19 protein-coding genes are annotated in these 26,173 nt (G+C 62.1%); 13 read left to right on the top strand and 6 right to left on the bottom strand.

Going from position 1 to position 26,173, the window contains the following annotated elements:
- Positions 1-1,330: 1,330 nt before the first annotated feature.
- The 4 genes from ntrC to glnA all read right to left on the bottom strand — a co-directional run bounded on the left by ntrC (position 1,331) and on the right by glnA (position 6,214).
- Positions 1,331-2,767: a nitrogen regulation protein NR(I) gene (ntrC, locus tag AC3RCM_RS25680; protein ID WP_010955601.1), complete on the bottom strand. Its 1,437-nt coding sequence runs from the start codon at positions 2,765-2,767 to the stop codon at positions 1,331-1,333.
- Entirely contained in the window at positions 2,764-3,849 is a 1,086-nt protein-coding gene (gene glnL, locus AC3RCM_RS25675; protein ID WP_010955600.1) for a nitrogen regulation protein NR(II), read from the bottom strand. The genes ntrC and glnL overlap by 4 nt, the downstream gene beginning before the upstream one ends.
- 267 nt (positions 3,850-4,116) lie before the next feature.
- The gene (aroQ, locus tag AC3RCM_RS25670) at positions 4,117-4,659 is read right to left on the bottom strand and encodes a gamma subclass chorismate mutase AroQ (RefSeq protein WP_336087546.1); all 543 of its coding nucleotides are present in this window, start codon (positions 4,657-4,659) and stop codon (positions 4,117-4,119) included.
- Positions 4,660-4,807: 148 nt separating this feature from the next.
- Complete coding sequence (gene glnA / locus AC3RCM_RS25665) at positions 4,808-6,214, bottom strand: type I glutamate--ammonia ligase (protein WP_003249219.1); 1,407 nt, start codon at positions 6,212-6,214, stop codon at positions 4,808-4,810.
- Between the two features lie 448 nt (positions 6,215-6,662).
- Here glnA and thiI point away from each other — a divergent pair, with 448 nt between their 5' ends.
- From thiI to AC3RCM_RS25650, 3 genes are all read left to right on the top strand, one after another.
- A complete protein-coding gene (gene thiI / locus AC3RCM_RS25660) occupies positions 6,663-8,117 on the top strand; it encodes a tRNA uracil 4-sulfurtransferase ThiI (RefSeq protein WP_003249221.1) in 1,455 nt (484 codons plus the stop codon).
- A gap of 128 nt (positions 8,118-8,245) precedes the next feature.
- Positions 8,246-10,066 (top strand): translational GTPase TypA, encoded by a 1,821-nt coding sequence (gene typA / locus AC3RCM_RS25655; RefSeq protein WP_003249222.1) that lies wholly within the window; start codon positions 8,246-8,248, stop codon positions 10,064-10,066.
- Positions 10,067-10,368: 302 nt separating this feature from the next.
- Positions 10,369-11,673 (top strand): PhoPQ-activated pathogenicity-related family protein, encoded by a 1,305-nt coding sequence (locus AC3RCM_RS25650; RefSeq protein WP_492629253.1) that lies wholly within the window; start codon positions 10,369-10,371, stop codon positions 11,671-11,673.
- 98 nt (positions 11,674-11,771) lie between these two features.
- Here the strand turns inward: AC3RCM_RS25650 and AC3RCM_RS25645 are convergent, their stop codons facing one another.
- A complete protein-coding gene (locus tag AC3RCM_RS25645; RefSeq protein WP_003249225.1) occupies positions 11,772-12,176 on the bottom strand; it encodes a YkgJ family cysteine cluster protein in 405 nt (134 codons plus the stop codon).
- Positions 12,177-12,360: 184 nt separating this feature from the next.
- Here AC3RCM_RS25645 and AC3RCM_RS25640 point away from each other — a divergent pair, with 184 nt between their 5' ends.
- From AC3RCM_RS25640 to AC3RCM_RS25620, 5 genes are all read left to right on the top strand, one after another.
- Positions 12,361-14,811, top strand: a complete 2,451-nt coding sequence (locus AC3RCM_RS25640) for a glycogen/starch/alpha-glucan phosphorylase (protein ID WP_336087538.1) — start codon at positions 12,361-12,363, stop codon at positions 14,809-14,811.
- 237 nt (positions 14,812-15,048) lie between these two features.
- Positions 15,049-16,059, top strand: a complete 1,011-nt coding sequence (locus tag AC3RCM_RS25635) for a class 1 fructose-bisphosphatase (RefSeq protein ID WP_010955595.1) — start codon at positions 15,049-15,051, stop codon at positions 16,057-16,059.
- Between the two features lie 3 nt (positions 16,060-16,062).
- A complete protein-coding gene (locus tag AC3RCM_RS25630; RefSeq protein WP_104886960.1) occupies positions 16,063-16,659 on the top strand; it encodes a DUF924 family protein in 597 nt (198 codons plus the stop codon).
- 226 nt (positions 16,660-16,885) lie between these two features.
- Entirely contained in the window at positions 16,886-17,140 is a 255-nt protein-coding gene (gene bamE, locus AC3RCM_RS25625) for an outer membrane protein assembly factor BamE domain-containing protein (RefSeq protein WP_003249234.1), read from the top strand.
- Positions 17,137-17,709 carry a lipocalin family protein gene (locus AC3RCM_RS25620; protein ID WP_064491073.1) on the top strand — a complete coding sequence of 191 codons (573 nt, stop codon included), beginning with the start codon at positions 17,137-17,139 and terminating at the stop codon, positions 17,707-17,709. The genes bamE and AC3RCM_RS25620 overlap by 4 nt, the downstream gene beginning before the upstream one ends.
- Positions 17,710-17,856: 147 nt before the next feature.
- Here AC3RCM_RS25620 and AC3RCM_RS25615 read toward each other — a convergent pair whose 3' ends face one another.
- Complete coding sequence (locus tag AC3RCM_RS25615; RefSeq protein ID WP_064491074.1) at positions 17,857-19,221, bottom strand: formimidoylglutamate deiminase; 1,365 nt, start codon at positions 19,219-19,221, stop codon at positions 17,857-17,859.
- Positions 19,222-19,365: 144 nt separating this feature from the next.
- On the opposite strand from AC3RCM_RS25615, the gene hutC reads away from it, so the two are divergent.
- The 5 genes from hutC (at position 19,366) to AC3RCM_RS25590 (ending at position 26,166) form a co-directional block, all read left to right on the top strand.
- Positions 19,366-20,076, top strand: a complete 711-nt coding sequence (gene hutC / locus AC3RCM_RS25610) for a histidine utilization transcriptional repressor HutC (RefSeq protein WP_172830964.1) — start codon at positions 19,366-19,368, stop codon at positions 20,074-20,076.
- Positions 20,073-20,645, top strand: coding sequence for a HutD/Ves family protein (locus AC3RCM_RS25605; protein ID WP_064491075.1), 573 nt, complete (start codon positions 20,073-20,075; stop codon positions 20,643-20,645). Before hutC ends, AC3RCM_RS25605 begins: the two co-directional genes overlap by 4 nt.
- Positions 20,646-21,289: 644 nt before the next feature.
- Positions 21,290-22,963, top strand: coding sequence for a urocanate hydratase (gene hutU, locus AC3RCM_RS25600; RefSeq protein WP_014592682.1), 1,674 nt, complete (start codon positions 21,290-21,292; stop codon positions 22,961-22,963).
- A 108-nt stretch (positions 22,964-23,071) separates the two neighbouring features.
- Positions 23,072-24,604 carry a histidine ammonia-lyase gene (gene hutH / locus AC3RCM_RS25595; RefSeq protein ID WP_064491103.1) on the top strand — a complete coding sequence of 511 codons (1,533 nt, stop codon included), beginning with the start codon at positions 23,072-23,074 and terminating at the stop codon, positions 24,602-24,604.
- 158 nt (positions 24,605-24,762) lie between these two features.
- Positions 24,763-26,166 (top strand): amino acid permease, encoded by a 1,404-nt coding sequence (locus AC3RCM_RS25590; protein ID WP_003249253.1) that lies wholly within the window; start codon positions 24,763-24,765, stop codon positions 26,164-26,166.
- Positions 26,167-26,173 lie beyond the last annotated feature (7 nt).

Below are 26,173 nucleotides of genomic sequence, written 5' to 3'. Positions count from 1 at the left end.
CGTGCCAGTTTTGCAAAAGCCGTGAATACTGGGCTTTGCGGGTGATTTGGCCGGATTTTGAGGGGATTTGTGCCTTCGAGAGGTGCAGCGGGCACAGGAACGGTGCATTCAGACGGCTGAAATGGCTGGGGCCGCTTTGCGCCCCATCGCGACACAAGGCCGCTCCCACAGGACCGTGGTAGGAGCGGGTTTACCCGCGAATACGGTGGCGGCGGCAACGGTGAGCGGCAGGTGGAGATTGGCCAGCAGGCCCGGCCTCTTCGCGGGTGAACCCGCTCCTACGACGACCGCGATGTGTGCCCACCGCCGTGGTAGGAGCGGGTTTACCCGCGAATACGGTGGCGGCAGCAACGCTGAACGGCAGGTGGAAATTGGCCAGCAGGCCCGGCCTCTTCGCGGGTGAACTCGCTCCTACGACGACCGCGATGTGTGCCCACCGCCGTGGTAGGAGCGGGTTTACCCGCGAATACGGTGGTGGCGGCAACGCTGAACGGCAGGTGGAGATTGGCCAGCAGGCCCGGCCTCTTCGCGGGTGAACCCGCTCCTACGACGACCGCGATGTGTGCCCACCACCGTGGTAGGAGCGGGTTTACCCGCGAATACGGTGGCGGCGGCAACGCTGAACGGCAGGTGGAGATTGGCCAGCAGGCCCGGCCTCTTCGCGGGTGAACCCGCTCCTAAGACGACCCCGATGTGTGCCCACCGCCGTGGTAGGAGCGGGTTTACCCGCGAATACGGTGGCGGCAGCAACGCTGGGCAGGTGGAAATTGGCCAGCAGGCCCGGCCTCTTCGCGGGTGAACCCGCTCCTACGACGACCGCGATGTGTGCCCACCGCCGTGGTAGGAGCGGGTTTACCCGCGAATACGGTGGCGGCGGCAACGCTGAACGGCAGGTGGAGATTGGCCAGCAGGCCCGGCCTCTTCGCGGGTGAACCCGCTCCTACGACGACCCCGATGTGTGCCCACCACCGTGGTAGGAGCGGGTTTACCCGCGAATACGGTGGTGGCGGCAACGCTGAACGGCAGGTGGAGATTGGCCAGCAGGCCCGGCCTCTTCGCGGGTGAACCCGCTCCTACGACGACCGCGATGTGTGCCCACCACCGTGGTAGGAGCGGGTTTACCCGCGAATACGGTGGTGGCGGCAACGCTGAACGGCAGGTGGAGATTGGCCAGCAGGCCCGGCCTCTTCGCGGGTGAACCCGCTCCTACGACGACCGCGATGTGTGTCCATCGCATCAGCCTTGGGGGCAGAGGTGATCCTGTGGGAGCGGCCTTGTGTCGCGATGGGCTGCAAAGCAGCCCCAGCAATCTAGAAGGCTAATTCAGCGCTCAGTGGTCATCACCTTCCTCATCATCCCCACCAGCCACATTCATCCCCAGCTCCTTGATCTTGCGTGTCAGGGTGTTACGCCCCCAACCCAGCAACAGCGCGGCATCGCGACGGCGACCGGCGGTGTGCTTGAGTGCCGTCTCGATCATGATCCGTTCAAAGCTCGGCACTGCGCTGTCCAGCAGGCTGGTCTGCCCGCGCGCCAAGGCCTGGTCGGCCCACTGGCGCAAGGCCTGCTCCCAGTTGGTTACCGGCGCGGCATCGTGTGGCAGGTTCAGCAGTTCGGGTGGCAGGTCGCCGATCAGCACTTCGCGGCTGGAGGCCATCACGGTGATCCAGCGGCAGGTGTTCTCCATCTGCCGCACATTGCCAGGCCATGGCAGGTTGCGGATGAACTCTTCGGTTTCCGGCTTGAGGATCTTCGGCTCGACTGCCAGCTCCTGGGCCGCCCGGGCAAGGAAGTGGCGGGCGAGGGCGGGGATATCCTCGCGGCGGTCGGCCAGGCGCGGAATATGGATACGGATCACGTTCAGGCGGTGGAACAAGTCCTCACGGAACTTGCCGGCCTGCACCAGTGACTCCAGGTTCTGGTGGGTGGCGGCGATGATGCGCACGTCGACCTTGACCGGCACATGGCCGCCCACGCGATAGAACTCGCCATCGGCCAGCACACGCAGCAGGCGGGTCTGGGTGTCGGCAGGCATGTCCCCAATTTCGTCGAGGAACAGCGTGCCACCATCGGCCTGCTCGAAACGGCCGCGACGCAAGTTGGCAGCACCTGTGAAGGCGCCTTTCTCATGGCCGAACAGCTCCGACTCCATCAAGTCCTTGGGGATGGCAGCCATGTTCAGGGCAATGAACGGCGATGCTGCGCGTGGGCTGTGCCGGTGCAGGGCGTGGGCCACCAGTTCTTTGCCGGTGCCGGACTCGCCGTTGATCAGCACGGTGATGTTGGAGTGGCTGAGGCGGCCGATGGCGCGGAACACCTCCTGCATCGCCGGGGCTTCACCAATGATTTCCGGGGTGCGCGCCAGGTTCTGTGGCACATCCAGGCCTTGCTGCTCCTGGGCGTGCTGGTTGGCGCGCTTGACCAGCGATACCGCTTCGTCGACGTCGAATGGCTTGGGCAGGTACTCGAAGGCACCGCCTTGGTACGAGGCCACGGCGCTGTCCAGGTCGGAGTGGGCGGTCATGATGATGACCGGCAGGCGCGGGTGCTGCTCGCGGATCTGCGCCAGCAGGTCGAGGCCGCTGGTGCCAGGCATACGAATGTCGGAAATGATCACGTCGGGTTGCTGACGTGCCAGGCGCCCCATGACACCGTCTGCGCTGTCGAAGCTCTGGGTGGTCATGCCTTCCTGTTGCAGGGCTTTTTCCAGGACCCAGCGGATGGAGCGATCATCGTCGACGATCCATACGGTTTCACTTCGGCTCATGAGGCGGTGGCTCCTTGTTCCAGAGGCAGGTAAATCGAGAAGGCGGTATGGCCAGCGTGGCTTTCACACTCGATCAGGCCCTGGTGCTGGCTGATGATGTTCTGGGTAATGGCCAGGCCCAGCCCGGTACCGTCCGGGCGGCCACTGACCATGGGATAGAAGAGGGTTTCCTGCAGTTCCGGCGGGATGCCTGGGCCGTTGTCGATGATCTCTACCCGCGCTACCAGGCGGTGACGCACGTGGCCGATGGTGAACTGGCGCAGGGCGCGGCTGCGCAAGGTGATGCGACCCAGGCGCAGCTCATTCTGCGAGCTGATCGCCTGCATGGCGTTGCGCACGATGTTGAGTACGGCCTGAATCATCTGTTCTCGGTCGATCAGCACGTCCGGCAGGCTTGGGTCGTAATCGCGCACCAAAGTGATGCACCCCTGGCTTTCGGCATCGACCAGGCTGCACACCCGCTCCAGCACTTCGTGAATATTGGTCATGGCCAGCGACGGCAGCTTGTTCGAGCCGAGCATGCGGTCGACCAGGTTACGCAAGCGGTCGGCCTCTTCGATGATCACATTGGTGTAGTCGCGCAGCCCTTCCTCGGGCAGTTCGCGGGCCAGTAGCTGGGCCGCTCCGCGGATGCCGCCAAGGGGGTTCTTGATTTCGTGGGCCAGGCCGCGCACCAGCATCTTGGTGGTTTCCTGCTTGCTCAGTTGGGCCTCTTCCTTGGTGATGCGCAGCAGACGGTCCCGCGGGTGCACCTCGAGCAACAGCAGGGTCTGGCCTTGATGCAGTATCGGCGTTACCGCGTAGTCGACGGTGATGGTCTGCCCGGTCAGCGATGTAAGCTGCGCTTCACGCTTGGTAAACGGGTGCGCCTGCTCGACCGCCTGGCGCAGCGAACTGAGCGCCTCGGTCGATTCGGTGAACAGCTCGCTGATGAACTGCCCATGGCTGCGCTGGCCGCTGACGGCCAGCAGCATTTCTGCGGCCGGGTTCATGTACTCCAGGCGCAGCTCGGCATTGAGCAGCAACGTGGCGGTGGTCAGGTTGTCCAGAAGCAGACGGTGCTGTGCATCGCTGATGGTCATAAGGCGTCGTTGACCTCGTTTGGCGCTTGCCTGGCACTTGGGGCCAGATCCGGGCGTGCTGTGGATCCGCTGATGCGAGACTCTCTTCCTGCAAAAAATGCAAGAAACAAACCAAGGCTCCGAAAAGAAGCGGAAATAGCTGAGAAAGGCCTGGATTTGCGCTCAATCGGATCAAAATTTGCTGAGCGGGCGCTCCGCGCGACCTGTTTTGGGGTGCATGGCGGAGCGTTCGGCGTTGTTATGCACCAATATAGAGCATTGGCGCGTCTAGTGTTTCGGGCACAGCTGTGCGGTTGCGCGGACCAGGGCTAGGTGGCGTATCGGGTCATTGGTGCGGGCGTGCAGGGCGTTGGCGAGTTTCCGCGCGCAGTCCTTTGGAGGGTGCCGGTCGAAGCGCCCCAACTCGAATAGAAGTGTTGTCTGAAGCTTGTCCAGACGAGGTCGCAGTTGGTCGACCAGATCAAGGACGGCTGCTGATGGCCTCTGCTCTAGCATGACCCAGCGATCGAGCAAGGTGTACTGCACCAGCTTGTTGGCCTCGATCTGGTCGCTGAAGAAAGCTGCGGCGCGTTCAGGGCTGAGGTCATGGTCGGCAGCCTGCTGGCGCACCAGGGCAAGGACTTCGCGCTCGCGCTCGGGCGCTGCTACGGCAAGGTTGTGTTCCCACTTGTGCAGTGCAACCGAGCTGGCCAGCTCCAGTCGGTACTCGATGTTGGATAGGAGTGGGTTGAATTCAGGCTGGGAGGCTTCAGGAGCGATGCAGCCGATCAAGGCAAACGGCAAGCAAAGTGACGTGATGGCCAGGCGCATGGTGTTCTCCATTCAGAGGGAGAATGGATTGTGCGCAGTTGACCAACTGCTGCTTGTAGGGGCGTTCTGATTCGCATGTATGAAAACAAAAACGGCCTCCCGAGGGAGGCCGTCGTGATCATGTCATCGGCGCGAGGCGCCAATCAGATCAGCAGCTGTAGTACAGCTCGTATTCCAGCGGGTGTACGAAGGTACGGACCTTGATTTCTTCTTCGCTCTTCAGCTCGATGAAGGCATCGATGAAGTCATCGGAGAACACGCCGCCCTTGGTCAGGAACGCACGGCCTTTATCCAGCTCTTCCAGAGCTTCTTTCAGGCTGCCGCACACTTGCGGGATGTTCTTGGCTTCTTCTGGCGGCAGGTCGTACAGGTTCTTGTCGGCCGCGTCGCCTGGGTGGATCTTGTTCTGGATGCCGTCCAGGCCAGCCATCAGCAGGGCCGCGAACGCCAGGTACGGGTTGGCCGATGGGTCCGGGAAGCGTGCTTCGATACGGCGGGCTTTCGGGCTGCCAACGTAAGGAATACGGATCGAGGCGGAACGGTTGCGAGCCGAGTAGGCCAGCATTACCGGGGCTTCGAAGCCTGGGACCAGACGCTTGTACGAGTTGGTCGACGGGTTGGTGAAGCCGTTCAGGGCCTTACCGTGCTTGATGATGCCGCCGATGAAGTACAGGGCGGTGTCGGACAGGCCGGCATAGCCTTCACCCGAGAAGGTGTTCTTGCCGTCTTTCCAGATCGACATGTGCACGTGCATGCCCGAGCCGTTGTCGCCGTACAGTGGCTTCGGCATGAAGGTGGCGGTACGGCCGTAAGCGTCGGCAACGTTGTGCACGACGTATTTCAGCGCCTGTACTTCGTCAGCCTTCTTCACCAGGGTGTTGAACTTGACGCCGATTTCGTTCTGGCCGGCAGTCGCCACTTCGTGGTGGTGAACTTCAACGGTCTGGCCCATTTCTTCCAGGGCGTTGCACATGGCAGTACGGATTTCGTGGTCGTGGTCGAACGGCGGAACCGGGAAGTAGCCGCCTTTCACGCCTGGACGGTGGCCTTTGTTGCCGCCTTCCACGTCAGCGCCGGTCATCCACGAGCCCTGCTCGGAGAAGATCTTGAACATCGAACCGGAGATGTCCGAGTGGAACTTCACTTCGTCGAAGATGAAGAACTCAGGCTCTGGGCCGGCGAATACGGTGTCACCGATGCCGGTGCTCTTCAGGTACTCTTCGGCGCGCTTGGCGATGGCGCGTGGGTCGCGGTCGTAGCCCTGCATGCTCGACGGGTCGACGATGTCGCAGGTGATGATCAGGGTTGGTTCTTCGGTGAACGGGTCCAGAACGGCGGTTTCGTCGACCGGCATCAGGATCATGTCGGAAGCTTCGATGCCTTTCCAGCCAGCGATGGAGGAACCGTCGAACATCTTGCCGACTTCGAAGAAGTCTTCGTCCAGCGCATCACGCGACGGCATGGTCACGTGGTGCTGAATGCCTTTGGTGTCCGTGAAACGCAGATCAATCCACTTGACGTCATGATCTTTGATGAGTTGAACCGACTTCGACATGTTGTCCTCCGGATGGTCTAGAGCGCGGTGGGCCGCTGCCCTGGAAAAAGGGTGTTGCCGGGCGCGGATAGTCGGCCAAGCTTACCTGCCTCACAAGGGAGCAAATTGCATGCCAGTGCCCGAAAATGGCGAGGGTGGGATAAAAGGGGGCGTTTGCGGGCATTTGTCGTTGGGTTAGCGGGTAAAAGTGCACCCTTACGATGCGTTTTTTGATCGTATCGCACCAATAAGGTGCGTGGCGTGTGGCGTGCCAGCTTCTAGGGCCTCTTCGCGGGTAAACCCGCTCCTACGGGCGGGTTTACCCGCGAAAGGGCCGGAACAGGCGCTGCAAAACCTGGCCTCTGCATTTATCTCAAAGCTTCTGATCAAAAGTTGGTCAAATCCTGAGCAATTTCCGATATAATTCGCGCCCCTCATTTTCGGCAGGCCCTGCGCGCGCTGTTAACCAATGAAACTTATCGTCAAAGTCTTCCCAGAAATCACCATCAAAAGCCGGCCGGTGCGCAAGCGCTTCATCCGCCAGCTTGGCAAGAACATCCGCAACGTGCTCAAGGATCTCGACCCTGAGCTCGCGGTCGATGGTGTCTGGGACAATCTCGAGGTGGTCACCCGCGTCGAAGACGAAAAAGTCCAGCGCGAGATGATCGAACGCCTCACCTGCACCCCGGGTATCACCCACTTCCTGCAGGTAGAGGAATACCCGCTGGGTGACTTCGACGACATCGTCGCCAAGTGCAAGCACCACTTCGGCCACCTGCTGGCCGGCAAGCACTTCGCCGTGCGCTGCAAACGCGGTGGCCACCATGACTTCACCTCGATGGACGTCGACCGTTACGTCGGCAGCCAGCTGCGCCAGCAGTGTGGCGCCGCCGGGATCGAGCTGAAAAAGCCTGAAGTGCTGGTGCGCATCGAAATCCGCGACCAGCGCCTGTACGTGATCCACAACCAGCACAATGGCATCGGCGGTTATCCGCTGGGTGCCCTGGAGCAGACCCTGGTGCTGATGTCCGGTGGTTTCGACTCCACCGTTGCGGCCTACCAGATGATGCGCCGCGGCCTGATGACCCACTTCTGCTTCTTCAACCTCGGCGGCCGTGCCCACGAGCTGGGCGTAATGGAAGTGGCCCATTACCTGTGGAAAAAATACGGCAGCAGCCAGCGCGTACTGTTCATCAGCGTGCCGTTCGAAGAAGTGGTTGGCGAGATCCTCAACAAGGTCGACAACAGCTACATGGGCGTGACCCTCAAGCGCATGATGCTGCGCGGCGCCGCCCATATGGCCGACCGCCTGCAGATCGACGCGCTGGTGACCGGCGAAGCGATTTCCCAGGTGTCCAGCCAGACCCTGCCGAACCTGTCGATCATCGACTCGGCCACCGACAAGCTGGTGCTGCGCCCGCTGCTGGCCAGCCACAAGCAGGACATCATCGACCAGGCCACCGAAATCGGCACCGCGGACTTTGCCAAGCACATGCCGGAATACTGCGGCGTGATCTCGGTAAACCCGACCACCCATGCCAAGCGTCACCGCATGGAGCACGAAGAAAAGCAGTTCGACATGGCCGTGCTGGAGCGCGCTCTTGAGCGCGCCAAGTTCATTTCCATCGATCATGTGATCGATGAGCTGGGCAAGGACATCGAAATCGAGGAAGTGGCCGAGGCGCTGCCAGGCCAGATCGTCATCGACATTCGCCACCCCGATGCCCAGGAAGACGAACCTCTGGTGCTGGAAGGTATCGAAGTCCAGGCCATGCCGTTCTACGCCATCAACAGCAAGTTCAAGCACCTGGACCCCACGCGCCAGTACTTGCTGTATTGCGACAAGGGTGTGATGAGCCGTTTGCACGCACACCATCTGCTCAGTGAGGGACATGCCAATGTGCGTGTTTATCGTCCGACATAAGACGCCGGGGCTGTATGGCGGCAGTATTCGCCATCGCCCTCCCGACCGCCGGGCCCGCTGAGCCTTAAACGGTACATATTGGCCGCCTACACTGGGCGGCAACCGAATCCTCTGATCGAGATACACTTGTGATCGAAAATCTGCGTAACATCGCCATCATCGCCCACGTTGACCATGGTAAAACCACTCTGGTCGACAAACTCCTGCGTCAGTCCGGCACTCTGGAGCGTAACGAGCTCAACGACGAGCGCGTCATGGACTCCAACGACCAGGAAAAAGAGCGCGGTATTACCATTCTGGCGAAAAACACCGCCATCAACTGGAACGGCTACCACATCAACATCGTCGACACCCCCGGCCACGCCGACTTCGGTGGCGAGGTTGAGCGTGTAATGTCGATGGTCGACTCCGTGCTGCTGCTGGTCGACGCCCAGGACGGCCCGATGCCGCAAACCCGCTTCGTGACCAAGAAGGCTTTCGAAGCCGGCCTGAAGCCAATCGTCGTGATCAACAAGGTTGACCGTCCGGGCGCACGTCCTGACTGGGTTCTGGACCAGATCTTCGACCTGTTCGACAACCTCGGTGCCACCGACGAACAGCTGGACTTCAAAGTGGTCTACGCCTCGGCCCTGAACGGCATTGCCGGCCTGGACCACACTGCCATGGCCGAAGACATGACCCCGCTGTACCAGTCGATCATCGACAACGTACCAGCACCGTCTGTTGACCGCGACGGCCCGTTCCAGATGCAGATCTCCGCACTGGACTACAACAGCTTCCTCGGCGTGATCGGTGTTGGCCGCATCGCCCGTGGCCGCGTCAAGCCGAACACCCCGGTTGTCGCCATCGACACCAACGGCAAGAAGCGTAACGGCCGTATCCTGAAGCTGATGGGTCACCACGGTCTGCACCGCGTTGACGTCGAAGAAGCCCAGGCTGGCGATATCGTCTGCATCAGCGGTTTCGATGAGCTGTTCATCTCCGACACCCTGTGCGCCCCGGATGCGGTAGAAGCGATGAAGCCGCTGACCGTTGACGAGCCGACCGTTTCGATGACCTTCCAGGTCAACGACTCGCCGTTCTGCGGTAAAGAAGGCAAGTTCGTCACCAGCCGTAACATCAAGGACCGTCTGGACAAGGAGCTGCTGTACAACGTTGCTCTGCGCGTTCAGGAGACCGACTCCCCTGACAAGTTCAAGGTTTCGGGCCGTGGTGAGCTGCACCTGTCGGTGCTGATCGAAACCATGCGTCGTGAAGGCTTCGAAATGGCCGTGGGCCGTCCTGAAGTGATCATCCGCGAAGTCGACGGCGTGAAGCAGGAGCCGTTCGAGAACGTCACCATCGACATCCCTGAAGAATCCCAGGGCAAGGTCATGGAAGAGATGGGTCTGCGTAAAGGCGACCTGACCAACATGGTTCCGGATGGCAAGGGCCGTGTTCGTCTGGAGTACAACATTCCAGCCCGTGGTCTGATCGGTTTCCGTAACCAGTTCCTGACCCTGACCAACGGTGCAGGCATCCTGACCTCGATCTTCGATCGCTACGACACCATGAAGTCGGGCCAGATGTCCGGCCGCCTCAACGGCGTACTGGTTTCGGTCGAGACCGGCAAGGCACTGACCTACTCGCTGGAAACCCTGCAGGCTCGCGGCAAGCTGTTCGTTGAACACGGCCAGGAGATCTACAACGGTCAGATCATCGGTCTGAACAGCCGTGACAACGACCTGGGCGTGAACCCGACCAAAGGCAAGAAGCTCGACAACATGCGTGCTTCGGGCAAAGACGAAGTCATCGCCCTGGTGCCACCAGTTCGCCACACCCTCGAGCAGGCCCTGGAATTCATCCAGGACGACGAGCTGTGCGAAGTGACGCCTAAGTCGATCCGTCTGCGCAAGAAGATCCTGGACGAAGGCGAGCGTACCCGCGCAGCCAAGAAAGCCAAGAACTGAGTTAGCTCAGGCTGAATGAAAACGCCCCCGGTCGAAAGGCCGGGGGCGTTTTTGTTTGCCTTGTGGAAAGCTCCAGTAGGAAGCGACTGTGTTTTGCAGGTGTTTGTTCGACGGCAAACCGAGGAGCCTTGTGACAATCAGAGGCCCTGCCTAGGTTGGCTGGCTCTTGCTTTGGAGCTTGGAACATGAATTGTCGTTACCTGTTGTTTATTCCGTGTCTCGCCGTCAGTTTTCAGGCCAGTGCCCAGCAGGCGTGTAGCGCGCTGCGACCGCAGGAATTAGCCCGCTGTCATGTCGAGAAGGTGAGACAGGCACCCTTGCAGTACCAGTTGGAGCAGAAGACACCCGCACAGGGCTATACGCTGTATCAATACCGGATGACCTCACAGACCTGGTCACCTGAGCCCGTTGTTGAGCCTCGCCTGTGGGAGCACCGCGTCGAACTGTTCGTGCCAGACGTGGCATTGGCGGAGAAAGCGTTGGTAGTGGTCAATAACGGTGTGAGGTTTGGTGAGGAACAACAAATCCCTGACTACTCGTCCGAGGCGTTGAGTGCCATTGCCGTGCAGACACAGACTGTTGTGGCGTCGATCAGCGATGTGCCCAACCAGTATGTGACCTTCCGTGATGCACAAGCGCCGATGCGCGAGGATGATGCCGTGGCCCACACCTGGGCGCATTGGCTGCGTAACGAAGCGGCTGCCCCGGAGCTGCCGCTGCATGTGCCAATGGCCGCTGTCGCCAGCAGGGGCATGGACCTCATGGCTGACGCGTTGCCCGAGCTACGCCTCGAGCAGTTCATCATCACCGGTGCCTCGAAACGCGGTTGGAGTGCATGGCTGACGGCCATGGCCGATGATCGGGTAGTTGCCATCGTGCCCAGCGTCATCGATGTTGCCGACACTTCCAGCATGCTGGAGGGCTTGCGCAAGCGGTACGGTGGTTCATGGCCATTGGCGCTCTGGCCCTATCAGGCTGCGGAAGTCTTGCAGCAGTTGGGCAGCCCGGCCTTCGCTCGGTTGATGGCACTGATGGACCCGATGCAGTACCTGGATGAGCCGGGTGCTCGCCTGAAGATACCGAAATACCTGGTGTCCGCCAGCGGGGATGATTTCTTCGCCCCTGATCACGCCACGGACTACCTGCAGCGCCTGCCTGGCCAGACCAGCCTCAGGGTGCTGCCGAACTCGGACCATGGGGGCGTGCGTGCGCATATTGTCACTACCCTCGTGCCGATGGTTCAGCGTATCCAGGCCAGCCTGCCCATGCCTCGCGTGCAAGTGGCTCCGGGCGAAGGAGCTGCGCATGTGCTGGTACGGCTTTCGGAAATGCCTGTAGCAGTGAAGGTGTGGACTGCGGCTAACCCCTTGGATCGGGACTTCCGCCATGCCTGTGGGGTACGCTACACATCGCAGACGATCATCCCCAGTGAGGCCTTCAGCCTTGACTGGGCGCCGCCGGCGCAAGGCTGGCAGGCGCGGTTCGTAGAGGCGCGGTTTGCTGATGGTTTCGTCGTCACCAGCCCGGTCAGCGTTTTGCCGCAGACTTATCCTGAGCATCCACCAGCGGATCAGGGGGGTGCTTGCCGGAGCTTCCCCGCTGGTTGAAATGGGAGCGGTGGGTTCAGTGCTTCATGCCCAACTCGGCATCGCCACAGAATCGAGCGCCGCCCGCGCGGCACTCGATTTATGCCCCGGTGCAAGACTCAACGCCCAACCACCTTGGGCTTGTAGGCGCAATACCCCGGCCGCGGTCCGACCTTGGGGTGGTTGCGGCAGGTATCCGGGCGCTTGTCATAAATGGTGCACAGCCGGCTTTTACGATCCAGGTACATGCAGTCGTCGTTGCTCATCCGGGTCAGGGTGAAGATCCCGGACTTCTGGTTGAAGCGCTCGATGATGCCTTCTTTTTGCAGGCGCTTGGCCACGTTCTTGGGTGGTTCGTCTTTTTCGAACTCGTCAACCACGCCGATACGGATCAGATCCTTGATCTTCACCTCCACCGGCAGGGTGCAGCAGGTCGAATGGCAGCCATGGCACATGTTGCTGGTGTAGCGCTGCCAGGTCTCCAGGCGGTCGACTTCGGCCGCGGCGATCAGGGTCGTTTTCATCTTTATAGGGTGGATCACGGTCTTGGGGCGCGCGATGATACCGGAATTGTTCAATTTATGAACAACCTTTTGCCGGAATCGCAAAGTGGGCATGAAAACTGCGAACCGTAACTGTCGCTCTCTGTCGAAGGGTCTAGTCTCAACACTCTCCCTCCGCTTTCGTCAACTTGCCCGAGGATGCCGCATGTCCCAGGAACCTAAAGCACGTGACGCCGAAGTCGCGGATTTTCGCGCTGCTGTACTGAACAAGCTGACCTATGCGGTCGGCAAGGACCCCGAGCACGCCTTCGACCATGACTGGTTCGAAGCCATTGCCCTGGCCGCGCGCGATCACATGGTCGACCACTGGATGGATCACACCCGGCAGGCCTATCGGCGCAGCCAGAAGCGGGTCTACTACCTTTCCCTGGAGTTTCTCATCGGCCGCTTGCTGTACGACAGCCTGAGCAACCTGGGCCTGCTGGACATCGCCCGCGATGCGCTGGAAGGGCTGAATGTGGACCTCGAACGCATTCGCCTGCTCGAGCCGGACGCCGCGCTGGGCAATGGTGGCCTTGGCCGTCTGGCGGCGTGCTTCATGGAGAGCATGTCTACCCTGGGTATCGCTGCCCATGGTTACGGCATCCGCTACGAGCACGGGCTGTTCCGTCAGGCCGTGGTCGATGGCTGGCAGCAGGAACAGACCGAGAACTGGCTGGATTTCGGCAACCCCTGGGAGTTCGAGCGCGCCGAGGTGATCTACCCGATCAGCTTTGGCGGCAGTGTCGAAACGGTGCACGATGCAAGCGGTACCCAGCGCCAGGTATGGTGGCCGGGCGAGACGGTGCGGGCGGTGGCCTACGACACGCCGGTAGTCGGCTGGCGTGGATCCAGCGTCAACACCCTGCGCCTGTGGCGTGCGCGGGCGCTGGAAGAGCTGCATCTGGAGCGCTTCAACGCCGGTGACCACTTGGGGGCTGTGGCTGAAGTGGCGCGTGCCGAGAGCATTTCGCGTGTGCTGTACCCAGCCGACAGCACCGAGGCCGGCCAGGAACTGCGCCTTCGCCAGGAGTACTTTTTCGTCTCGGCTTCGCTGCAGGACTTGCTGCGGCGCCACCTGAACATGAACAAGGACCTGCTCAACCTGCCTGATGCAGCGGCCATCCAGCTAAACGACACCCACCCTTCGATTGCGGTGGCGGAGCTGATGCGGTTGCTGGTGGATCAGCACGAAGTGCCTTGGGAAAAGGCCTGGGAGCTGACCGTCGGCACGCTCGCCTACACCAACCATACCCTGTTGCCAGAAGCCCTGGAAACCTGGCCGGTAGCGCTGATGGAGCGCATGCTGCCGCGGCACATGCAGATCATCTACCTGATCAATGCCTACCATATCGATGCGTTGCGGGCCAAAGGCCTGCACGATTTCGACGTGCTGCGCGCGGTTTCGCTGATCGAGGAAGACAACGGCCGAAGGGTGCGCATGGGTAATCTGGCGTTTCTCGGCTCGCACAGCGTCAACGGTGTGTCGGCGCTGCACAGCAAGTTGATGAAGAGCACGGTGTTCTCCGAGCTGCACAAGCTCTACCCGCAACGGATCAACAACAAGACCAACGGCATTACCTTCCGCCGCTGGTTGTACCAGTCCAACCCTCAGCTGACCGAGATGCTGGTCGAGGCGCTTGGGCCGGAACTCAAGGACGACCCGCAGACGCTCCTGGCGGGCCTGGTGCCGTTCGCCGACAAACCCGGTTTCCGCAAGCAGTTCGCTGCCCAGCGGCTGCACAGCAAGCGTGCCCTGGCCAGCATCATTCAGGATCGCATCGGCGTCACGGTCAACCCCGAGGCGTTATTCGACGTTCAGGTCAAACGCATTCACGAATACAAGCGCCAGTTGCTCAACCTGCTGCACACCGTTGCACTGTACCAGGCCATACGCAACGACCCTGGCACCAACTGGGTGCCGCGGGTGAAGATCTTCGCCGGCAAGGCTGCGGCCAGTTACCACCAGGCCAAACTGATCATCAAGCTGGCCAACGATATCGCCCGGGTGGTGAACAACGACCCGACAGTGCGCGGCCTGCTGAAGGTGGTGTTCCTGCCCAACTACAACGTCAGCCTGGCCGAGAGCATCATCCCGGCGGCAGACCTTTCCGAGCAGATATCCACCGCGGGTTACGAAGCTTCCGGTACCAGCAACATGAAGTTCGGCCTCAATGGTGCGTTGACCATTGGCACCCTGGATGGCGCCAACGTGGAGATGTGCGAACAGGTGGGGGCCGACAACATGTTCATCTTTGGCCTGACCTCGCAGCAGGTTGAAGCGCGCAAGCGTGCCGGTGATTTTGGCGCCAATGCTGCCATAGCCGCTTCCAACCGCTTGACCGATGTGTTGCAGGCCATTCGCAGTGGTGTGTTCTCGCCAGACGACCCTTCCCGGTACACCGGGTTGATCGACGGCCTGGTGGCCTATGATCGCTTCCTGGTGTGTGCCGATTTCGATGACTACTGGGATGCTCAGCGCCGGGTCGAGGATCTGTGGCACACACCGCAGGAGTGGTGGCGCAAGGCGGTGCTCAATACCGCGCGGATGGGCTGGTTCTCGTCGGATCGGACCATTCGCGAGTATGCGACCGAGATCTGGAAGGCGCTGGATTGAGACAGGCCTGTGCTGGCTTGTTCGCGGGTAAACCCGCTCCTGCAGGGCTCTCATAAGCCTGTAGGAGCGGGCGCGCCCGCGAATCGCCCCACAACCAGACCACCGGCCTGGCGAAGGCTGAACTACCGACCTATTGTGCCGTCTGAGAGCCGTGGCGAGTCTCATCACTCGCTAGCCCGTCACTCTCCCTGTAAACTGCGTGGGTTTTTCATCCCCCCAATCCGTTCGGAGCCATACATGTCCCGCGTTACCCTGAGTCGCTATCTGATTGAGCAGACCCGCAGCAACAACACCCCTGCCGATCTGCGCTTCCTGATCGAAGTGGTAGCGCGTGCGTGCAAGGAAATCAGCCACCACGTGTCCAAAGGCGCCCTCGGTGGTGTGCTGGGCAGCATGGGCACTGAAAACGTGCAGGGCGAGGTCCAGAAGAAACTGGACGTGATTTCCAACGATATCCTGCTGGAAGCCAACGAGTGGGGCGGTCACCTGGCTGGCATGGCTTCCGAAGAAATGGACAACGCGTACCAGATCCCGGGCAGGTACCCGAAAGGCGCCTACCTGCTGGTCTTCGACCCGCTGGACGGTTCGTCGAACATCGACGTCAACGTGTCGGTCGGTACCATCTTCTCGGTTCTGCGTTGCCCTAACCAGTACCTGAGCCAGAACGAAAGCCTCAACGAAGAAGCGTTCCTGCAGCCAGGTACCGAGCAGGTTGCTGCCGGTTATGCCATCTACGGCCCGCAGACCATGCTGATCCTGACCCTGGGCAACGGCGTCAAGGGCTTCACCCTGGATCGCGAACTGGGCAGCTTCGTGCTGACTCACGAAAACATCCGCGTACCGGAGACCACCGCCGAGTTCGCCATCAACATGTCCAACCAGCGTCACTGGGAAGCCCCGGTACAGCGCTATGTGGGCGAACTGCTGGCAGGCGAGACCGGCCCGCTGAAGAAGAACTACAACATGCGCTGGATCGCCTCGATGGTGGCCGACGTGCACCGCATCCTGACCCGTGGCGGCCTGTTCATGTACCCACGTGACGCCCGCGAACCAAGCAAGCCGGGCAAGCTGCGCCTGATGTACGAAGCCAACCCGATGTCGTTCATCATCGAACAGGCCGGTGGCGCTTCCACCAACGGTTACGATCGCATCCTCGACATCAAGCCAGAAAGCCTGCACCAGCGCGTGTCGGTGATTCTCGGCTCGAAGGAAGAGGTCGAGCGCGTCACCGCTTACCACAAGGAGTAAGTCATGCTCGCACCTTGGCAGCCGTTGCTGGAATGGTGGTTCGGTTGGGGCACCAGTGCCCAGGCCGTGGCTGACGAGAAGAGCACGCTGTGGTTCGGCAAGCATTACGATGCCGACGCCCATGCGCTGTTTGGCGACCTGGTCGAGCACGCCCTGGCGGGTGGGCTCGAAGAGTGGCAGCAAACCCCGCAGGGCTGGCTGGGCCTGCTGATTTTGCTCGACCAGCTGCCACGCATGATCTACCGCGACACGCCGCGTGCCTTCGACGGCGACCGGCGTGCCCAGGTAGTCGCCATGCAGGGCCTGCAGAAGGGCTGGGACTACCAGCTGCTGCCGATCCAGCGCGTGTTCGTGCTGCTGGTACTGGAGCATGCCGAAGTGCTGGACTGGCAGAACCTGTGCGTGGAGCGTTATCGAATGCTGCTGGACGAACAGCCCGAGGCCAACCGCCGGCTGTTCGAAGGCTTCCTCGACTATGCCGAGCAGCACCAGCGGGTAATTGCCCGCTTCGGGCGCTTCCCGCACCGCAACCTGGTGCTGGAGCGGCCGAGCACCAGCGAAGAGATGGACTTTTTGCTGGAACCTGGTTCCCGTTTCTGAGGCCCAGGGAGCCTGCTGCGCAGGCATCGCAACGCAAGGCCGCTCCAACGGGGGCGGCCTTTTTTATTGGGCGCATGATTAATGCTTTGTGATTAATCGCACAGTAGTGGCCATCCGACCAATGGTGTAGGGGCATAGGGGGTGGGGCAGGGAACCTGGGAGGGATTTTCACGTCGAAGGTCACTGCAGGCCACTCGCCTGTATCATCTTTCAGGAGTGTCCCTTCATGTCGTTGCGTTCCCTCGCCCTGTTGTCGCTGTGCGTCGTGCTGACTGCCTGCAGCAAGATCAATCAGGAAAACTATTCCAAGATCAAGGCCGGTATGAACAAGGCCGAGGTCGAGCAGTTGCTCGGCACGCCGACCGAATGTTCTGGCGCGTTGGGCATGAGCAGCTGCACCTGGGGGGACGAGAAGAGCTTCATCAGCGTGCAGTACGCAGCTGACAAGGTGCTGATGTATTCCGGGCAGGGCCTCAAATGAGGCGTGCGTACCTGCTGATGGGGGTATGCCTGGCGTTGCTGCTGGGCGGCTGTGCAGGTTCCGTGCACGACCCGCTGGCGCCGAAAACCGCCGGAAATGTCGACCTCAAGCGCTACCAGGGCAAATGGTACGAGCTGGCGCGCCTGCCCATGCGCTACCAGGAAGGCTGCGAGCAGTCCGAGGCCCATTACAACCTCAGGCCTGATGGCAGTTATGGCGTGCTCAACCGCTGCCGCACCATGGGTGATGAATGGCTTCGCGCCGAAGGGCATGCGAATATCCAGGAGCCGGGGCACACCGACAAGCTATGGGTCGAGTTCGATAACTGGTTCACCAGGCTGGTGCCAGGCGTGGCGCGGGGTGAGTACTGGATTCTTTATGTGGACGACCACTACCGTACGGCCATCGTCGGCAGCCCGGACCGCAAATACCTTTGGATTCTGTCGCGCACGCCGACACTGCCGGCCTGGGAGCGTGAGAACCTGCTGTCCAGGGCGCGGCAGCAGGGGTATGACACCAGCCGCTTGATCTGGCGGGCGTCCGATCAGCAAATAGTAAAAATGCACTGAGTTTTTTGGGGTTGCGTTGCAACCCTTCGCGGGCAAACCCCACAGGTTCTGCACTGAACCCTGGGCTGCCCCCAAGACATTTTGTGGGGCAGTCAACCTGTGGGAGCGGGCTTGCCCGCGAAGGGCTGCAACGCAGCCCCGGTACACTCAGCCCAAAAGCTGGCGCAACACCTCGGCAAACGCCCGCCCGCTTTCTTCTTCTTGCGCATGCCGCCCCTGGCGCACCACCCACTGCCCATTCACCATGACATCGCGCACCTGGCGATCGCCGCCGGCAAACAGCCAACGGTTGAGAATGGCATCACCCTCCGCCATGGCGATGTAGGGGTCCTGCCCATCGAGCACCAGCCAGTCGGCACGCTTGCCCACCGCCAACTCGCCGACCGCCTGCCCCAGCGCCTGCGCACCACCGGCCAGCGCCGCGTCATACAGCGTGCGCCCGACCATCGGTTGGTCGCCGCGATACAGGCGGTTGCGCCGCTGGTCCCGCAGGCGTTGGCCATATTCCAGCCAGCGCAACTCCTCCACCACGCTTAACGACACATGGCTGTCCGAGCCAATGCCCATGCGCCCGCCCTGTGCCAGGAAATCCACTGCCGGGAAGATCCCATCGCCCAGGTTGGCTTCGGTGGTCAGGCACAACCCGGCCACCGCGCCGCTGCGGGCCATGGCGGTCACTTCGTCCGGTTCGGCATGGGTAGCGTGTACCAGGCACCAGCGGCGGTCCACGTCCACGTGCTCGTACAGCCACTGCAGCGGGCGCAGGCCGCTCCAGGCCAGGCAGTCGTCGACTTCCTTCTGCTGTTCGGCGATGTGGATATGCACTGGGCACTGCCTGTCGCTGGCCGCTAACACTTCGGCGATCTGCCCAGGCGTTACCGCCCGCAGCGAGTGGAAGCACAGGCCCAGTTGCTGCGCCGGTTGCGCGGCCAGCAGCGGGGCGAGCTGGGCTTGCAGCTGCAGGTACTGCCCGGTGGAGTTGATGAAGCGCCGCTGCCCGTCGTTCGGCGCCTGGCCGCCAAAGCCTGCATGGCTGTACAGCACCGGCAGCAAGGTCAGGCCGATGCCGCTGTCGGCTGCGGCCGCGCTGATGCGTCGCGACAGCTCGGCGGGGTCGGCGTAGGGCTTGCCGGCCTGGTCGTGGTGCACGTAGTGGAACTCCGCCACCGAGGTATAACCGGCCTTGAGCATCTCGATGTACAACTGGCGAGCGATGACCTGAAGCTGCTCTGGGTTGATCTGCCCGACCAGGCGGTACATCAGGTCTCGCCAGGTCCAGAAACTGTCGTTGGGGTTGCCGGCAACTTCCGCCAGGCCTGCCATGGCGCGCTGGAAAGCGTGCGAGTGCAGGTTGGGCATGCCGGGCAGTAGCGGGCCGGCCAGGCGCTCGGCGTCTTCGGCCGAAGCGCCAGGCTCGATGCTGGCCACACGGCCATCGCTGGCGACCTCGATACGCACATGGCTGGCCCAGCCCGTAGGTAGCAGGGCGCGTTCGGCGAAGTAGGCTGACATCGGTGGAATCCTGTTATTGTTAACTTGTATATACATATACAGGCGTTTGCCTGCCGGGTAAACTGCGGCAAGCTACCGCTCATTTCATTTGCACAAGGATCCATCGCCGTGCCGACACCTCCTGTCTCCGTGCTGGTTGCCCAGATGGGCGAGGGCCCGGCGCCGCTCTACGCCCGGGTCAAACAGATGATCATCCAGCAGATCGACAACGGCAGCTGGCCACCGCATCACCGGGTACCCTCCGAGAGCGAGCTGGTCAACGAGCTGGGCTTCAGCCGCATGACCATCAACCGCGCCCTGCGTGAACTCACCGCCGAAGGCCTGCTGGTGCGCATGCAAGGGGTCGGCACCTTCGTGGCCGAGCCCAAGGGCCGTTCGGCGCTGTTCGAGGTCAACAACATTGCCGACGAAATTGCCGCGCGCGGGCACCAGCATAGCTGCCAGGTGATCACGCTTGCCGAAGAAGCGGCCGGCTCCGAACGGGCGCTGGCCCTGGACATGCGTGAAGGTCAGCGAGTCTTCCATTCGCTGATCGTGCATTTCGAGAACGGCGTGCCGGTGCAGATCGAGGACCGTTACGTCAACGCGGCCATTGCGCCCGATTACCTCAAGCAGGATTTCACCCGGCAGACGCCTTACGCCTACCTGTCCCAGGTGGCGCCGCTGACGGAGGGCGAGCACGTGGTCGAGGCAATCCTGGCCGAGCCGGAAGAATGCACCCTGTTGCAGATCGACCGGGGCGAGCCTTGCCTGCTGATTCGTCGTCGCACCTGGTCCGGCCGCCAGCCGGTGACCGCTGCACGGCTGATCCACCCCGGTTCCCGTCATCGCCTGGAAGGACGTTTCAGCAAATGAGTCAGCTGCAATTGTTGCGTGCGCACAATTACCCGCGCATGCCTTGGAAGAATGGTGGTGGTTTCACCGAAGAGATCACCCGCGACAGTGGCGAGGGTCTGGACGGTTTTGGTTGGCGTCTGTCGATTGCCGACATCGAAGAGTCGGGCGGGTTTTCCACCTTTGCCGGCTACCAGCGGATCATCACCGTGCTGCAGGGCGACGGCATGCGCCTGCTGGTCGATGGCCAGGCCAGTCGGCCATTGCTGGCGTTCGATGCGTTTGCGTTCAGCGGCGAGAGCCAGGTCAGCTGCAAGTTGCTGGGTGGGGCGATCCGCGATTTCAACCTGATCTATGCACCGCAGCGATATCGGGCGCGGTTGCAGTGGCTGGATGGCACCAGCCGGGTGTACAGCTCGGCGTCGACGGTGTTGTTGTTTGCTGCCAGCAGCCATGTTGAGGTGACCATCGTGGGGCGTGAAACGCAGCGGCTAGGGTTGTATGACTGCCTGCGGCTGGAGGGCAATGACGAATTGCTTGGGCTGGAGGTTCAGGGGCGGTTCTGCCTGATCGAACTGGTTGAACGCTGAGGGTCTGGCTGTAGGTTTTTGTCGCCTGTGAGATCGAGCGCCGCAGGTGTCCGGCTCGACACATTCTGCGCCTGTGAGATCGAGCGCCGCCCGCGCGGCGCTTCGCGGGTAAACCCGCTCCTACGTTTGTTTCAGGCCAATTATGCCTGTGGGATTTGCGCGCGAACGCCTTGGTGCCCATCTCGATATCGCGTCGTACCAGCAAGGCGGTCGCGCGCGCCAGGCACAGGATGCACTGGCCCGAAACAAACGTAGGAGCGGGTTTACCCGCGAAGCGCCGCGCGGGCGGCGCTCGATCTACGCACCGCCGCAGAACTCAAGCCGGACTACGTTTGTTTCGGGCCAATTATGCCTGTGGGATTTGCGCGCGAACGCCTTGGTGCCTATCTCGATATCGCGTCGTACCAACAAGGCGGTCGCGCGCGCCAGGCACAGGATGGACTGGCCCGAAACAAACGTAGGAGCGGGTTTACCCGCGAAGCTCCGCGCGGGCGGCGCTCGATCTATACCCCAACATAAATCTCAAGCCAGGAACGACAAGGTCCGATTATTTTGGTTGTCCATGCTTGTACATACAAGTAAAGGTGTGTTTGTATATTGACCACGACATACCCGCCCGCGGACGACCGCAGAGGACCTTTCCCGTGACCGACAACAACAAATACCGTGACGTTGAAATCCGTGCCCCACGTGGCAACAAGCTGACCGCCAAAAGCTGGCTGACCGAAGCGCCACTGCGCATGCTGATGAACAACCTCGATCCACAGGTCGCGGAAAACCCGAAAGAGCTGGTGGTATACGGCGGTATCGGCCGCGCCGCGCGCAACTGGGCCTGCTACGACAAGATCGTCGAAACCCTGACCCGCCTGGAAGACGACGAAACCCTGCTGGTGCAGTCGGGCAAGCCGGTCGGTGTGTTCAAGACCCACAGCAACGCACCGCGCGTGCTGATTGCCAACTCCAACCTGGTGCCACACTGGGCCAACTGGGAACACTTCAACGAACTGGACGCCAAGGGCCTGGCCATGTACGGCCAGATGACCGCCGGCAGCTGGATCTACATCGGCAGCCAGGGCATCGTCCAGGGCACCTATGAAACCTTCGTCGAAGCCGGTCGCCAGCACTACGGCGGCAGCCTGAAAGGCAAGTGGGTACTCACCGCTGGCCTGGGCGGCATGGGCGGCGCCCAGCCACTGGCCGCGACCCTGGCCGGGGCTTGCTCGCTGAACATCGAATGCCAGCAGAGCCGTATCGACTTCCGCCTGGAAACCCGCTACGTCGACGAGCAGGCCACTGACCTCGACGACGCCCTCGCACGCATCGCCAAGTACACCGCCGAAGGCAAGGCCATCTCCATCGCCCTGCACGGCAACGCCGCCGAAATCCTCCCAGAGCTGGTCAAGCGTGGCGTGCGCCCGGACATGGTCACCGACCAGACCAGCGCCCACGACCCACTGAACGGCTACCTGCCAGCCGGCTGGACCTGGGAACAGTACCGCGACCGCGCGCAGACCGAACCGGCTGCAGTGGTCAAGGCCGCCAAGCAGTCGATGGCCGTGCACGTGCAGGCCATGCTGGACTTCCAGAAGCAGGGCATCCCGACCTTCGACTACGGCAACAACATCCGCCAGATGGCCAAGGAGGAGGGCGTGGCCAATGCCTTCGACTTCCCAGGCTTCGTCCCGGCCTACATCCGCCCACTGTTCTGCCGCGGCGTCGGCCCGTTCCGCTGGGCGGCGCTGTCCGGTGAAGCCGAGGACATCTACAAGACCGACGCCAAGGTCAAGGAACTGATCCCCGACGACGCCCACCTGCACCGCTGGCTGGACATGGCTCGCGAGCGCATCAGCTTCCAGGGCCTGCCGGCACGTATCTGCTGGGTGGGGCTGGGCCTTCGCGCCAAGCTGGGCCTGGCTTTCAACGAAATGGTCCGCAGCGGCGAGCTGTCGGCACCGGTGGTGATCGGCCGTGACCACCTCGACTCCGGCTCGGTATCCAGCCCGAACCGCGAAACCGAGGCCATGCGTGATGGTTCGGACGCTGTTTCCGACTGGCCGCTGCTTAACGCCCTGCTTAACACCGCAGGCGGCGCCACCTGGGTATCGCTGCACCATGGCGGTGGCGTGGGCATGGGCTTCTCGCAGCACTCGGGCATGGTCATCGTCTGCGACGGTACCGATGAGGCCGCCGAGCGTATCGCCCGGGTACTGACCAACGACCCAGGGACTGGCGTCATGCGTCACGCCGATGCCGGTTATGAAATCGCCATCGACTGCGCCAAGGAGCAGGGCCTGGACCTGCCGATGATCACCGGCTGATCACCACGCTTTGGATCGCACCCTGCAAGGGGTGATACTGAACAACAAGAAGGAGCGCGCAGGCACCCACAAGCGGGCCTGCGGCTCCACGCGATTTGGAGTAGTAACGTGACCGAACTCACCCTCAAGCCCGGCACCCTGACCCTGGCCCAGCTGCGCGCGATCCATGCCGCGCCTGTGCGCCTGCAACTGGATGCCAGCGCCGCACCGGCCATCGACGCCAGCGTCGCCTGTGTCGAGCAGATCATTGCCGAAGACCGTACTGCCTACGGCATCAACACCGGTTTCGGCCTGCTGGCCTCGACCCGCATCGCCAGCCATGACCTGGAGAACCTGCAGCGTTCGCTGGTGCTGTCCCACGCTGCCGGTATCGGCGCGCCGCTGGATGACGACCTGGTGCGGTTGATCATGGTGCTGAAGATCAACAGCCTCAGCCGTGGCTTCTCCGGCATCCGCCGCAAAGTCATCGACGCGCTGATTGCCCTGGTCAACGCCGAAGTCTACCCGCACATCCCGCTGAAAGGCTCGGTAGGCGCATCCGGTGACCTTGCCCCGCTAGCGCATATGTCGCTGGTGCTGCTGGGCGAAGGCAAGGCCCGCTACAAGGGCCAGTGGCTGCCGGCCACCGAAGCCTTGGCGATTGCCGGCCTCGAACCGCTGACCCTGGCCGCCAAAGAGGGCCTGGCCCTGCTCAACGGTACCCAGGCCTCCACCGCCTATGCCTTGCGTGGCCTGTTCCAGGCCGAAGACCTGTATGCCGCGGCCATCGCCTGCGGCGGCCTGAGCGTCGAAGCTGCGCTGGGCTCGCGCTCGCCCTTCGATGCGCGTATCCACGAAGTGCGTGGCCAACGCGGCCAGATCGACACCGCGGCCTGCTTCCGCGACCTGCTGGGCGACTCCAGCGAAGTGTCGCTGTCGCACAAGAACTGCGACAAGGTCCAGGACCCGTACTCGCTGCGCTGCCAGCCGCAGGTCATGGGTGCCTGCCTGACCCAGCTGCGCCAGGCCGCCGAGGTACTGGGCATCGAAGCCAACGCCGTGTCGGACAACCCGCTGGTGTTCGCTGCCGAAGGTGATGTGATCTCCGGCGGCAACTTCCACGCCGAACCGGTGGCCATGGCCGCCGACAACCTGGCCCTGGCCATCGCTGAAATCGGCTCGCTCAGCGAGCGCCGCATCTCGCTGATGATGGACAAGCACATGTCCCAGCTGCCGCCGTTCCTGGTGGAAAACGGTGGGGTCAACTCCGGCTTCATGATCGCCCAGGTCACCGCTGCCGCCCTGGCCAGCGAAAACAAAGCCCTGTCGCACCCGCACAGCGTCGACAGCCTGCCAACTTCGGCCAACCAGGAAGACCACGTGTCGATGGCCCCGGCCGCCGGCAAGCGCCTGTGGGAAATGGCCGAAAACACCCGTGGCGTGCTGGCCATCGAATGGCTGGGCGCGTGCCAGGGTCTGGACCTGCGCAAAGGCCTGAAGACTTCGGCCAAGCTGGAGCAGGCGCGCCAGGCGCTGCGCAGCGAGGTGCCGCACTACGACCGTGACCGTTTCTTCGCGCCGGATATCGAAAAGGCCGTGGACCTGTTGGCCAAGGGTAGTCTGACCGGCTTGCTGCCGGCGGGTGTGCTGCCAAGCCTGTAATGCTCCTTGGGGCCGCTTGGCGGCCCTTCGCGGTCAAGCCCGCTCCTGCACAGATTGCGATCTGCAAACGCTATCCATGTAGGAGCGGGCTTGCCCGCGAAGGGGCTGCGCAGCAGCCGCTCAATCTCACGACCACAAAAACAATTCAAGGACGTGACATGCAACAAGCTCAAGGTCTCAAGCGCGGGCTAAGTGCCCGCCACATCCGTTTCATGGCCCTCGGCTCCGCCATCGGCACCGGCCTGTTCTACGGCTCTGCCTCGGCCATCCAGATGGCAGGCCCGGCCGTGCTGCTGGCCTACCTGATCGGCGGCGCTGCAGTGTTCATGGTCATGCGCGCTCTTGGCGAAATGGCCGTGCACAACCCGGTGGCCGGCTCCTTCGGCCACTACGCCACCACCTACCTCGGCCCAATGGCCGGTTTCATCCTTGGCTGGACCTACGCTTTCGAGATGGTCATCGTCGCCATCGCCGACGTCACCGCGTTCGGTATCTACATGGGCTTCTGGTTCCCGGAGGTAGCCCGCTGGATCTGGGTGCTGGGCATCGTTTTCCTGATCGGCGGCCTCAACCTGTGCAACGTCAAGGTATTCGGCGAAATGGAATTCTGGCTGTCGCTGCTCAAGGTCGGCGCCATCGTGGCGATGATCCTGGCCGGCCTCGGCATCATGGCCTTCGGTTTCAGCCAGGTGGGTACCGGGCATGCCGTGGGCATGAGCAACCTGTTCGACCATGGCGGCTTCATGCCTAACGGCGTGGGTGGCTTGATCGCGTCGTTTGCGGTGGTGATGTTCGCCTTCGGCGGTATCGAGATCATCGGCGTCACTGCCGGCGAGGCAAAAGACCCGCAGCGCGTCATTCCCAAAGCGATCAACGCGGTGCCACTGCGGATCCTGCTGTTCTACGTGCTCACCCTGTTCGTGCTGATGTGCCTGTACCCATGGCCGCAGATCGGCAGCCAGGGCAGCCCTTTCGTGCAGATCTTCAGCAACCTGGGCATTGGCTCTGCCGCTGCCGTGCTGAACGTCGTGGTGATTTCCGCTGCCATCTCCGCCATCAACAGCGACATCTTTGGCGCTGGCCGCATGATGTATGGCCTGGCCCAGCAAGGCCACGCCCCGCGCGGCTTCAGCAAGTTGTCGAAACATGGCGTACCGTGGATGACCGTTGTGGTGATGGGGGCTGCGCTGCTGATCGGCGTATTGCTCAACTACCTGATCCCGGAAAATGTGTTCCTGCTGATTGCCTCGATCGCCACCTTCGCCACGGTGTGGGTGTGGCTGATGATCCTGCTCACCCAGGTAGCCATGCGCCGCAGCATGAGCCGCGAGGAAGTGGCCCAGCTCAAGTTCCCGGTACCGTTCTGGCCATACGGCCCGGCCATGGCCATTGCGTTCATGGTGTTCATCTTTGGCGTGCTCGGCTACTTCCCGGACACCCAGGCGGCATTGATCGTCGGCGTGATCTGGGTGGTGTTCCTGGTGGCGTCCTACCTGCTGTGGTGCAAGCCGCGCGCAGGGCAGGGCCAGCCGGTAGCGGAGCCGGCCGAGCTGCACCGCTAGCAAAGGA

It is taken from the genome of Pseudomonas sp. GW823-FHT05G12 (assembly GCF_058795575.1).
This window is presented reverse-complemented; position numbering and strand designations above follow the sequence as displayed.

Bases quoted from the DNA above. Each gene is read 5' to 3' on its own strand.
- ntrC (WP_010955601.1), bottom strand. From the start codon at position 2,767: ATGAGCCGAAGTGAAACCGTATGGATCGTCGACGATGATCGCTCCATC.
- glnL (WP_010955600.1), bottom strand. From the start codon at position 3,849: ATGACCATCAGCGATGCACAGCACCGTCTGCTTCTGGACAACCTGACC.
- aroQ (WP_336087546.1), bottom strand. From the start codon at position 4,659: ATGCGCCTGGCCATCACGTCACTTTGCTTGCCGTTTGCCTTGATCGGC.
- glnA (WP_003249219.1), bottom strand. From the start codon at position 6,214: ATGTCGAAGTCGGTTCAACTCATCAAAGATCATGACGTCAAGTGGATT.
- thiI (WP_003249221.1), top strand. From the start codon at position 6,663: ATGAAACTTATCGTCAAAGTCTTCCCAGAAATCACCATCAAAAGCCGG.
- AC3RCM_RS25645 (WP_003249225.1), bottom strand. From the start codon at position 12,176: ATGAAAACGACCCTGATCGCCGCGGCCGAAGTCGACCGCCTGGAGACC.
- AC3RCM_RS25640 (WP_336087538.1), top strand. From the start codon at position 12,361: ATGTCCCAGGAACCTAAAGCACGTGACGCCGAAGTCGCGGATTTTCGC.
- AC3RCM_RS25635 (WP_010955595.1), top strand. From the start codon at position 15,049: ATGTCCCGCGTTACCCTGAGTCGCTATCTGATTGAGCAGACCCGCAGC.
- AC3RCM_RS25630 (WP_104886960.1), top strand. From the start codon at position 16,063: ATGCTCGCACCTTGGCAGCCGTTGCTGGAATGGTGGTTCGGTTGGGGC.
- bamE (WP_003249234.1), top strand. From the start codon at position 16,886: ATGTCGTTGCGTTCCCTCGCCCTGTTGTCGCTGTGCGTCGTGCTGACT.
- AC3RCM_RS25620 (WP_064491073.1), top strand. From the start codon at position 17,137: ATGAGGCGTGCGTACCTGCTGATGGGGGTATGCCTGGCGTTGCTGCTG.
- AC3RCM_RS25615 (WP_064491074.1), bottom strand. From the start codon at position 19,221: ATGTCAGCCTACTTCGCCGAACGCGCCCTGCTACCTACGGGCTGGGCC.
- hutC (WP_172830964.1), top strand. From the start codon at position 19,366: ATGGGCGAGGGCCCGGCGCCGCTCTACGCCCGGGTCAAACAGATGATC.
- AC3RCM_RS25605 (WP_064491075.1), top strand. From the start codon at position 20,073: ATGAGTCAGCTGCAATTGTTGCGTGCGCACAATTACCCGCGCATGCCT.
- AC3RCM_RS25590 (WP_003249253.1), top strand. From the start codon at position 24,763: ATGCAACAAGCTCAAGGTCTCAAGCGCGGGCTAAGTGCCCGCCACATC.